5 protein-coding genes, 1 tRNA gene and 3 rRNA genes are annotated in these 12,065 nt (G+C 44.1%); all 9 read right to left on the reverse strand.

All coding sequences use genetic code 11. From position 1 onward, the window contains the following. Nucleotides 1–242: 242 nt before the first annotated feature. Nucleotides 243–358: ribosomal RNA gene (gene rrf, locus IMZ28_RS08230) — 5S ribosomal RNA — on the reverse strand. 138 nt (nucleotides 359–496) lie between these two features. After that, nucleotides 497–3,374 (reverse strand): 23S ribosomal RNA (locus IMZ28_RS08235). A 303-nt stretch (nucleotides 3,375–3,677) separates the two neighbouring features. Then, nucleotides 3,678–3,753, reverse strand: a tRNA-Ala gene (locus tag IMZ28_RS08240). Nucleotides 3,754–3,878: 125 nt separating this feature from the next. Continuing rightward, a 16S ribosomal RNA gene (locus IMZ28_RS08245) occupies nucleotides 3,879–5,393 on the reverse strand. The 16S, 23S and 5S rRNA genes sit together here with 1 tRNA gene alongside, the layout of an rRNA operon. A gap of 547 nt (nucleotides 5,394–5,940) precedes the next feature. Next, the gene (locus IMZ28_RS08250; protein WP_197548101.1) at nucleotides 5,941–7,758 is read right to left on the reverse strand and encodes a citrate/2-methylcitrate synthase; all 1,818 of its coding nucleotides are present in this window, start codon (nucleotides 7,756–7,758) and stop codon (nucleotides 5,941–5,943) included. Nucleotides 7,759–7,768: 10 nt separating this feature from the next. Continuing rightward, on the reverse strand, nucleotides 7,769–9,112 hold the full coding sequence (locus tag IMZ28_RS08255; protein WP_197548102.1) for an ATP citrate lyase citrate-binding domain-containing protein: 1,344 nt from the start codon (nucleotides 9,110–9,112) through the stop codon (nucleotides 7,769–7,771). A 120-nt stretch (nucleotides 9,113–9,232) separates the two neighbouring features. Further along, nucleotides 9,233–10,321 carry a hypothetical protein gene (locus IMZ28_RS08260; protein WP_197548103.1) on the reverse strand — a complete coding sequence of 363 codons (1,089 nt, stop codon included), beginning with the start codon at nucleotides 10,319–10,321 and terminating at the stop codon, nucleotides 9,233–9,235. 20 nt (nucleotides 10,322–10,341) lie between these two features. Next, complete coding sequence (locus IMZ28_RS08265; protein ID WP_197548104.1) at nucleotides 10,342–10,911, reverse strand: anthranilate synthase component II; 570 nt, start codon at nucleotides 10,909–10,911, stop codon at nucleotides 10,342–10,344. Between the two features lie 53 nt (nucleotides 10,912–10,964). Next, the gene (gene mqnE / locus IMZ28_RS08270; protein WP_197548105.1) at nucleotides 10,965–12,026 is read right to left on the reverse strand and encodes an aminofutalosine synthase MqnE; all 1,062 of its coding nucleotides are present in this window, start codon (nucleotides 12,024–12,026) and stop codon (nucleotides 10,965–10,967) included. Nucleotides 12,027–12,065: the final 39 nt, after the last annotated feature.

Consider the following 12,065-nt stretch of genomic DNA (forward strand, 5'->3'; position numbering starts at 1 on the left):
TGTATTTTAGCGAAAAAGCAATAAATGGATGGCACGTACGTGCCAAGCGTTCAGCGTGTAGCGCTAAGCGTTAAGAAGAACATTAATTTCATGCTCTTTCTCTTTCTGAACGCTACGTGCTTAACGCTGAGCGCTCTTCTACATAGTTTATTGGCAGACAGAAGTATAGATTTGAAATAAAAAGTAACAGTGATAAAAAGTGATTGATTATTGTTAAAGTAGAAGTAGTAAGTAAAAACTCAAAGTGGCAGCGACCTACATTCCCACCAGCGTAGCCGGCAGTATTATCGGCGATGGGAGGCTTGACTTCCAGGTTCGGAATGGAGCTGGGTATGACCCTCCCTCTAACCCCACCACTAAGAGAAGTAAGAACACCTTGATGTGCTTAATTCTCTTTGCTTTGAAGCTTTGAGATACTTAGTATTGTTAAGAGTCTAAATAATGTTGGATTACAATTCAAGTTTGCACTTAATAAGGTAGTACCTTATGAAGAATAAAGTAAAATACAAACGATCTATTAGTACTGGTCAGCTAAATGACTTTCATCACTTACACACCCAGCCTATCAACGCAGTAGTCTTCTGCGGATCTTCAGGGAAGATTCATCTTGGAGTTGGCTTCCCGCTTAGATGCTTTCAGCGGTTATCACATCCGAACATAGCTACCCAGCGATGCCCTTGGCAGGACAACTGGTACACCAGTGGTTCGTTCACCCCGGTCCTCTCGTACTAGGGGCAACTCTCCTCAATCTTCCAACGCCCACGGCAGATAGGGACCGAACTGTCTCACGACGTTCTGAACCCAGCTCGCGTACCGCTTTAAATGGCGAACAGCCATACCCTTGGGACCTGCTTCAGCCCCAGGATGCGATGAGCCGACATCGAGGTGCCAAACCTCCCCGTCGATGTGAGCTCTTGGGGGAGATCAGCCTGTTATCCCCGGCGTACCTTTTATCCTTTGAGCGATGGCCCTTCCACACAGAACCACCGGATCACTATGACCGACTTTCGTCCCTGCTCGACTTGTAGGTCTCGCAGTTAAGCTGGCTTGTACCATTATACTCTACGATGGATTTCCAACCCATCTGAGCCAACCTTTGTAAGCCTCCGTTACTTTTTAGGAGGCGACCGCCCCAGTCAAACTACCCACCAGACATTGTCCTCCGCCGGGATAACCGGCGCAAGTTAGCAATCAGAATATATAAGGGTGGTATCTCAAGGATGGCTCCGCTACAGCTGGCGCCATAGCATCAAAGCCTCCCACCTATCCTGCACAAATATATCCCAATTGCAGTGTCAAGCTATAGTAAAGGTGCACGGGGTCTTTCCGTCTTGCCGCGGGTAGGAGGAATTTTCACCTCCACTACAATTTCACTGGATCCCTGGTTGAGACAGCTCCCATCTCGTTACGCCATTCATGCAGGTCGGTATTTAACCGACAAGGAATTTCGCTACCTTAGGACCGTTATAGTTACGGCCGCCGTTTACTTGGGCTTCGATCAAGAGCTTCGCACCGAAGTGCTAACCCCATCAATTAACCTTCAAGCACCGGGCAGGCGTCACACCTTATACATCCTCTTACGAGTTAGCAAAGTGCTGTGTTTTTGATAAACAGTCGGGAGGGACTCTTTGTTGCAACCTCTTCCGCTTTCAGACGTAAAGTCCTATACAGAAGGAGGCACACCTTATTCCGAAGTTACGGTGCTAGTTTGCAGAGTTCCTTAACCAGGGTTCTTCCACGCGCCTTAGAATACTCATCTCACCCACCTGTGTCGGTTTACGGTACGGGCAACTACTAATACACTTAGAGGCTTTTCTTGGCACGACGGTATCAACGATTCTGACGTTGTTCCGAAGAACGCGGTCAGCCTGTCAGGTCTCGAAAACAGCCAGCGGATTTTCCTATCCGGCTTATCTACACCCTTCGAGCCACTATTCCATCAGTGACCTCGTTTAACCCTATGCGTCCCCCCATCGTACTAAACTAGTAGTTGGTATCGGAATATTAACCGATTTGCCATCGCTTACCCCTTTCGGACTCAGCTTAGGACCCGACTAACCCTACATTGACGAGCATCGTGTAGGAAACCTTGGGTTTACGGCGAACAGGATTCTCACCTGTTTTATCGCTACTCATGCCTGCATGCTCACTTCTAGCCGCTCCACCACTCCTTACCGGTATGGCTTCAACGCTGACTAGAACGCTCTCCTACCACTCACACTTCTGTGTGAATCTACAGCTTCGGTGTCTATTTTAGCCCCGTTATATTTTCGGCGCAGAATCGCTAGACCAGTGAGCTGTTACGCTTTCTTTAAAGGATGGCTGCTTCTAAGCCAACCTCCTGGTTGTCTAAGCAACTCCACATCCTTTTCCACTTAAATAGAACTTTGGGACCTTAGCTGGTAGTCTGGGCTGTTTCCCTTTCGATGATGGATTTTATCACCCACCACCTGACTGCCATGAATTCACTATGGGTATTCGGAGTTTGACTGGGTTTGGTACCTTGGTGTAGGCCCTAGCCCAATCAGTGCTCTACCCCCCATAGCTTCGAACATGACGCTATACCTAAATATATTTCGGAGAGAACCAGCTATCACTAAGTTTGATTGGCCTTTCACCCCTATCCACAGGTCATCGGAGGAGTTTTAAACCTCCACCCGTTCGGTCCTCCACTAGCTCTTACACCAGCTTCAACCTGCCCATGGATAGATCACTTAGTTTCGGGTCTACAGCAACTAACTTGGCGCCCTGTTCAGACTCGCTTTCGCTACGGCTTCGCGTGTGCTTAACCTTGCTAGTCACCATAACTCGCAGGCTCATTATGCAAAAGGCAGTCCATCACCCCGCATTTAGCATGGGGCTCTGAATGATTGTAGGCAGATGGTTTCAGGTTCTATTTCACTCCGCTTGCCGCGGTTCTTTTCACCTTTCCCTCACGGTACTGGTTCACTATCGATCCTGGAGTAGTATTTAGCCTTGGAAGGTGGTCCTCCCATATTCAGTCAGGGTTACACGTGTCCCGACCTACTCGAATAAAATGTGGTTAGTTTTCGTATACGGGACTATCACCCTCTACGGTCAGGCTTTCCAGCCTATTCTACTAACACCCCACACTCTTTAGGGCTAATCCCATTTCGCTCGCCGCTACTTTGGGAATCTCGGTTGATTTCTTTTCCTGCAGGTACTGAGATGTTTCACTTCCCTGCGTTCGCTCCCTTAAAGGGTGACATGATTCTCACCATGCCGGGTTGCCCCATTCGGAAACCCACGGATCAAAGCTTCTTGGCAGCTCCCCGTGGCTTATCGCAGCCTAGTACGTCCTTCATCGCCTCTCCTGGTCTAGGCATCCACCATCTGCCCTTAGATTAATTTACTTAATTCTAAGGTACTACCTTATTAAATGCAAAATGAACTTCATGTGTTACCACTTGGTTCGTTGTTGTACATTAATAAGTGTCTTGTTAAAGACGTTATTGAGTTTCTTGCACATGAAAGATATCATTGCTGATATTTTCTTGTTAAATTGTAATTTGTTTAAACTTGACTCGATAATTTTTTACCTCGTCTCGTTTGCAACATTACGTTAGACTCTTAACAATAATAAGTTAAATATCGTTAGGATTAAATCCTAATTCAAACACTTCTTATAAGTACTTGAATTAGGACTCTCTCGCTAATGGTGGAGAATAACGGGATCGAACCGATGACCTCCTGCGTGCAAAGCAGGCGCTCTCCCAGCTGAGCTAATTCCCCAAATTAATTCAAAGATCCCTAATGATCTTTATCAACCAAACATAAGCTGTACAGCGTACCAAACAAACCAAGTCTTTTCGATTGTTGCTTCCTGCATTGTGAGACACAGAAAGTCTATACTCTTGAAAGGAGGTGATCCAACCGCAGGTTCTCCTACGGTTACCTTGTTACGACTTCACCCCAGTCGCTAATTCCACCGTGGAGGGTAGCCAGTTTAGCTTCCCCGCTTCGGGTGAAATCAACTCCCATGGTGTGACGGGCGGTGAGTACAAGACCCGGGAACGTATTCACCGTAGCATAGCTGATCTACGATTACTAGTGATTCCAGCTTCATGTAGTCGAGTTGCAGACTACAATCCGAACTGAGAGTAGGTTTATAGATTTGCTCCACCTCGCGGTATCGCGTCTCATTGTCCTACCCATTGTAGCACGTGTGTTGCCCTGGCCGTAAGGGCCATGATGACTTGACGTCGTCCTCACCTTCCTCCTCCTTGCGAAGGCAGTCTCACTAGAGTCCTCGGCCGAACCGTTAGTAACTAGTGACGAGGGTTGCGCTCGTTGCGGGACTTAACCCAACATCTCACGACACGAGCTGACGACAGCCGTGCAGCACCTGTTTTCAAGCTCCTCAAAGAGGCACTCCAGTATCTCTACCGGATTCTATCAATGTCAAGGCCAGGTAAGGTTCTTCGCGTATCTTCGAATTAAACCACATGCTCCACCACTTGTGCGGGTCCCCGTCTATTCCTTTGAGTTTTAATCTTGCGACCGTACTCCCCAGGCGGAATGTTTAATGCGTTAGCTGCATCACCGATGTCACTAGGACACCGACGACTAACATTCATCGTTTAGGGCGTGGACTACCAGGGTATCTAATCCTGTTTGCTCCCCACGCTTTCGCGCCTCAGCGTCAGTACTGTTCCAGAAGATCGCCTTCGCTTTTGGTATTCCTAGTTATCTCTACGGATTTTACCCCTACACAACTAATTCCATCTTCCCCTCCCAGACTCTAGACTGACAGTTTTGGATGCAGTTCTACGGTTAAGCCGTAGGCTTTCACATCCAACTTATCAGCCCGCCTGCGCGCGCTTTACGCCCAGTGATTCCGAGTAACGCTTGCACCCTCCGTATTACCGCGGCTGCTGGCACGGAGTTAGCCGGTGCTTATTCATATGGTACCGTCATTATCTTCCCATATAAAAGGAGTTTACACACCGAAATGCGTCATCCTCCACGCGGCGTTGCTGCATCAGAGTTTCCTCCATTGTGCAATATTCCCCACTGCTGCCTCCCGTAGGAGTCTGGACCGTGTCTCAGTTCCAGTGTGGCTGATCATCCTCTCAGACCAGCTAGGCGTCATTGGCTTGGTAGGCTCTTACCCCACCAACTACCTGATACCATATAGCCCGATCCCTTGGCGAAAAAACTTTCCCAACTATGATTAACATAGAAGGAATATGGGGTATTAGCAGTCGTTTCCAACTGTTATCCCCCTCCAAGGGGCACGTTAGCTATACATTACTCACCCGTCCGCCACTTAGCTGACAACCTTAGCAAGCTAAGGCCCGTTCTCGTTCGACTTGCATGTGTTAAGCACGCCGCCAGCGTTCACTCTGAGCCAGGATCAAACTCTCCATTATAAAATAGAATGGTTTGAACCATTGTCAGAATCACTTAAATATTTGCTATCTAAGTTCATCTTTATCACTTTTTATTAAAAAAGTGCAAAAATTAAATCTCAAATAGACGTTGATTTGTTTACTTATATTTGGTTGTCAAAGATCACTCACTCTCACTCTCTTAGCTAACTCAGCTAAGGTCTCTGTGTTTGTGGACGCGTATTATAGCACCGAATTACTCCCTTGTCAAGAGGTTTTCCTAAAAATTGCAAAAATTTTGTAATTTTTTTTTGTGCTTACATTATATATGCAAAAAACGGTGATATTTTCATTACACTCTAAACAAATCTTATGTCATATGACTCAAGATTGTAAGAGGTAAAGAATATTCATATTTAATAAAAAAATTACACATTATTATATTTTCTTTTTTCAAACACTACAAGAAAAAAACTAACAAAGGTGAGGTAGGAACAAAATTCAATAAAAAGAGGTTTAAAGTGGGAAAATAAAGTTTAGTAAGCCTTAAACACAAATGACACGGGCTTCCGTGTCATTTGCCGCATTATTATGCAATCGGTTCAGCCTTTTGAACGTCGTAAAGAATATCATCCATTGGGTGACGATACATTGGCATAGCCAATCTTTTCTCATCAAGTACATGACCGATGAATCCAATGGATCTTCCTACGATGAAGAATGCATTCAGTGTACCAGAAGAGATGAACTCATCGATCTCCGGCTCAGAATAACCAAGTGCTCTCCACATATCTACCATCAAGATACCGATGGTACCGTCAACATTGAGAATAAGGTTCTCTTTCTTGGACGTTGTAAGTGCTTCAACTGTTCTTGCATAGTCCAGAAGCGGTGTAGCAGGGAAATTCTCTGCTGCATAGTCCATAAGTCCTTTTACTCTCAGGTCAGGGTTTTTCAAAGATTTGATTCTGTGGCCGATACCCGGAATTGGCACACCTTCTTTCTTCATGTAGCTGAGAAACTCTTTTGGTGAAAGATCGTTATCATCTGCATATTTGAAGTATTGTGCTGCGCCATCAATCGCACCACCAAATCTTGGTCCGATAGTCAAAAGACCTGTTACAAGAGACTCAACTACTGATTTTCCTGCTCTTGCTGTTACTTTTGCATTGTGTGCACCGGAAACTGCCGGTCCATGGTCTGCAACCGTTTTGATAACAGTCTCAATAAAATCTGTTGCCCATTTCGGATACTGTTTTTTGAACCAAAGAAGGGAGATAACATCACCGATACCCTTACCTGTACTTGGAAGTGCTACAGAAGAGATTGGGAATCCTGCATATGTTGCCTCTTCTCCTCTGTCATCAGAGATCGTACAGATGAATTGTTTAGGTCTTCTGTAGGATGGCATTGTATTGATTGCCGGCTCTTCAATATCTTTAATAATACCTTCTGCATGCAACTCTTTATACACGCCGTTGATCACTTCCGGAAGATCATTGAATGATGCAGGAACATGAATACCTGCTTCTTTCATTGCTCTGTTCTTTGCTTCAGCAGTTTCTCTGTCATCATTAGCCGATGCACCAGCATGACCGAACTGAACGCCTGAATCATAATACTTCGCGATCGTTCCGATACACCAGGCGATGATAGGCTTTTTGATCTTTCCTGACTTAACTGCTTCAATCACTTTGTACTCTTCAGTACCACCTACTTCACCAAGAAGAACCATATATTTTACATCAGGATTCTCTTCCATTCTGAGAAGGTTGTCAATAAAGACAGAACCAACAAATCTGTCACCACCGATCGCAACACCTTCTGCAATACCGTCAGCATTGATCGCAATGATATTTGAAAGTTCGTTGAAAAGACCGCCTGAACGTGTCACAAGACCACAACTTCCTGCTCTGTGAAGCTTGGAGTTGATGATGTTCTCGATCGTACCACCGATGTTGGCGATTTTAAATGCACCTGGAGCAATCGCACCTACTGTTGCAGGTCCGATCACTGTTACATTCTTCTCTCTTGCATACGCGTTCATACCACGTGCAAGTCTTTCAGGAATACCTTCAGCTGTGATCATAATTGTACTGAAGCCACCAATATTGAGTGCTTCCATTGTCACGTCATATGCTGTTCGGAACGATGCGAAGTTCAAAAGGACATCTGCCTGTGGCTGTGCTGCTTTCGCTTCAGCTGTACTCTTGTAAAGAGGAATCATCACCTCATCTGCACCCCAGAAGAACTTCTCGAACTTGTTCCCTGAAGTTGGTGCAACGATCGCTGCAACTGACGGCTTCTCTCTTTTGATCACATAATCGTAATCCAACATTCTCTGGATCGCAGTTTTGTTGTTATTCCAAAAAATCGCTTGTGTATCTTTAGTAAATAATTTTGACATTCTCTTCTCCCTACTTCTCTTCTAGTGCCATACGTACGATATCTGTTACGTGAGTCTCAGGACCATATACTTCGATAGGTATCTCTAATCTATCTGCTGCTTCTTTAATATCTTTAAGACCTTTTTCATAGTTAGGTCCACCACGTCTTACATAGACTCTTATACCTACTTCTTTCATTTTCTCTGCATACTCTTCAAATGCCTGAATGATCCCTGTAAATGTTTTGGCGACATCAGTAAAGTTCGCGATCGCTCCACCGATGATGAGGATCTTGTCTCTTCCCTTTGCATCTTTTTCTCTTGTCATCAGATCAAGAATTGTCTCTGCATAGAACTTGGTCTCACCGGTAGTTGGTCCGCCGGAGTACTCACCATAGTTGGCAAGGTCCTCAATACCGGCAAAGTCTGCAATTGTATCGGCATATACAACTGATGCTCCACCACCGGCAACCATTGTCCAGATACGTGCTTCAGGCTTAAGAAGAGTCAGCTTCAAAGATGCACCTGTTTTTGCATCTGCCTCTTCAATTGCTTCAACTTCCGGAGATTTCGCTTCCATACCGAATGCTGTCGGATATTCGATGTCACCCCAGTGGTCTACCATCATGAAACCTGCTGTATCATCAAGTTTTGCAACCATATCAAGCAGCTCTACATTACTTCCCTGAAGAACGAACGGGTTTATCTCAAGGTATGCGAAGTTAAGCTCTCTGTATGCTTTGAAGAACCCAATAGCAAACTCGGCAAATGCCTCTTTATCTTCTTCTTTTACATCAGCCGGGATATTTTCTCTGATCTTCGCTTCAATCTCTTCTTCTGTTGCAGTGATAGGGAAGGCTACTTCAGTCACTTTCTCTTCCCATCCCTCTTCAACTTCCATACCACCTTCGGCAGACATATAAAGTACATCTTCATCACCTACAACTGTTGCAGAGATATAGTACTCTTCACTCTGGTCATGCGGAGTGAACGGCTCTACGATAAAATGTGTCAGGTAATCTTCTGAAGGCTCACCTGCAGGAGTGTCACCGTCAAATGAGAAGTATACTTTCTGTTTCTCAGCTCTCTTCTCATCGATCCACTTTGCAGCATCTTCCAGTGTCACATCACCAGGCTTGTCTACTTTGAAAAGTACAAGACCGTTCTTTCCTCTTTTACCAAAAAGCATATCTGGCTTTGCAACAAGCGCTTTCTCATTCAACCATGGATGTGTTGTCTTTGCAGCCTCTCTCAGTTCATCACCAGTCTGTACCAATACCGTTTGGTAAGGGTAATTAAAATTTGGAAAGTAAACATCCCAATGTCTTGCCAAGATAGACTTGGCATCGTACTCTCTAATCGCTTTTTGAGCCATCAAGTTCTCCTTTAATTTTGTTCCCTAAAGTGTAGCATGTAGATGTTTTAAGTTTCGTTTGGCTAATTAAAACGATAAGAAATATATAAATATTGTGTATTTTAGAAACAGTTTTTCACTTCATTTGTCATTAGCACAAAATGGGATGCCATAATAGCGTAACTGCAGTCCCATTCTCCCTTTCACATCGTAACACTCCACTCCTTTTACTTTAAGCTTCTGTGCCAAAATATATGGTTGATAGATACGGTTGGCAAAGTGTTTCTCTTTGTTGTCCGAAAGATAGAAAAGTTCTCTGTTAAAAATGATCATCAGTGCTGAAAACACAAGAAAAACGATACCTACATAAAAAGCACGAAGATAGCGTTTCTGAAACTGCGGCAGACGTACACGCAGACTATGCATGAAAAGATCAACCATCGCTATTGTAGAGATCATTACATATGGTGCGAAGTCTGTAATGTATACCTTCTGCCGAATGGAGAGCAGAAGAGAGGCAGCCAATGCAGTAAAAGAGATATACCACATCAGTGTTTTCTTCTCACGAAGCAGAATACGATACATCGTATAGAAAAAATACAAAAAAAGCAGCGGAGAGAAAACAGCCGCATACAATCCAAATATTTCAATGAAGTGTCCCGACGGCCGTCCGCCTATTTCAATGCCTTTGGCAAGGTACAGAAAAGCAGTAATAAATGCTGCAGAAAACATAGACAGTGCCTTATCTTTGTATGCGATACCATAAAAAAGCAGTGCAACAAAGAAAATAATGGAAGCTTCATGGATGAAAAAAAGTGCCAACATAATCAAGGGCAGGAGAGTAAAGTGTTTTCGTTCATACAGCAGTACAAAAAGAAGTACCAGTGCCAAAACAATGATCCCGACATTAGCTAATACAGTCGCAGTAAGAATACCCGGCAAAAACATAAAAAGTGCCGTAGAGAGGTAAACATCTTCTCTTTTTGCAAAATAACGCTGACCCAGTTCATAAAAAATACGTATACTTAAAAAAGCAAAGAGCACAAAAAATATCCGCAATCCCAAAAAACCTGGAACTATGGCGCTCCCCCACTGCATCAGAAGAGAGACAAGATCAGAGGAAAGATAGAGATTTCTTGCTTCGTGTGGCGTGATAGGTGTTGTAGTGGCCAGATAGAATGAGGCAGTTACATAGAAAAAAAGAAGCCAATGAAAGTACTTTTTTTTCATCTTGCAATGCCTCAATTGCTTTAGAGTTTCAGAAAGTTGTCTAGCATCTCATGTCCATATTCACTCATAATCGACTCAGGATGGAACTGTACACCGTAAATTGGTTTGTCTTTAATCTGTAAAGACATGATCTCATCATCATCCGTACTGTATGAGGTCGCAATAATATGCTCCGGAAGTTTCTCCCTGTTCACTGTCAGAGAATGGTATCGTGTAGCCCTGAACTCTGTAGGAAGTCCTTTGAAAATGGGAGTTTGCGCAATCACCTCAACCTGGGAAGTTTTTCCATGCATCATATGTTTGGCACGTATAACTTCTCCTCCGAAGGCCTGGGCAATACTCTGATGCCCCAGGCAAATTCCGAATATCGGTGTTGTATCAGCAAACTCTTTGATGACATCAAGTGTCACACCTGCATCATCCGGCGTAGATGGTCCCGGAGAGAGAATGATCTTCTCAGGATTCAATGCTTTGATCTCCTCAATGCTCATCTCATCATTTCGAATGACTTTCAGATCAGCACCCAACTCTCTGCAGTACTGCACGACATTGTAGGTAAAACTGTCGTAATTGTCTATCATTAATACCATAATTTTTCCTAACTTTCTTATCGGATAAAAGTTATTTTATCACGCTTTGTCTATCAATATACTTTGAGTTCATTGTAAAGACTGTCACGCTCGACCGGAATAAATCCCGAATTTTTAATCATTGCAACAAAATCATCAAGGTTCATACCATGTGCCGAAGCAGCGCCTGCTGCAGACTGAATGGACTCTTTTTCGATCGTTCCGTCAAGATCATCTGCACCGAACTCCTGGGCGATAAGCGCCAGATTGACGGAAGCAGTTACCCAGTAAGCTTTAATGTGGGGAATATTATCAAGCAGTATACGACTGATAGCATAGGTCTTGAGTATCTCCTGTCCAGAAGGAAAGTTCTCCACTTTCAAAAAATTGTTATCCCGCTGATAAACCAGAGGGATAAAAGCATTGAAACCACCGGTTTTATCCTGAAGATCCCGTAGTCTAAGCATATGGTCGATTCGGTGTGCACGTGTCTCTACATGTCCAAAAAGCATCGTGGCATTGGACTCTCTGCCTCTTTCATGCCACTTTTTGTGGATCTCAAGCCACTGGTCAGAGGTAACCTTGCCTTTACAGAGATACTCTCTTACCTTTTCATCGAAGATCTCTGCACCACCTCCAGGCATAGAGTCCACTCCGTTTTCCATCATCATATCGAGTACTTCATCATAACTGAGCCCATATTCACGATGCAGAAAATCCACTTCGGCAGCAGTCATTGCCTTGACATGAACACTGGGAAACTGCTCTTTGATCTTGCGGAAAGCTCCCATATACCACTCTACTCCGTCATTAGGGTTGTGTGCAGAGACAATATGCATCTCTTTAGCCCCTTTCTTTACAGAGTTTTCAACAATCTTCAGAATCTCATCATGGCTCATTGTATACTGGTCTGGGTTTTTACGGCTTGCCGAATAGGCACAGAATTTACAAATATCAGCACATACATTGGTCGGATTGATATGACGGTTGATATTGAAAAAGCTTTTGCTGCCGTATTTCTCTTTACGTATCTTATCAGCAAGTTCACCAAGAGTGTAAAGGTCAAGATCGTACAGTGCTTCCCCCTCTTCCCGGGTCAAGCGTTCACGATTGCGTACTTTTGCTATCAAATCCATATTTCTGTCCATTATAGTAAATTTCGGTATTATATCACT

Origin of the sequence: Sulfurovum indicum, assembly GCF_014931715.1 — a bacterium.
Lineage (GTDB): Bacteria > Campylobacterota > Campylobacteria > Campylobacterales > Sulfurovaceae > Sulfurovum > Sulfurovum indicum.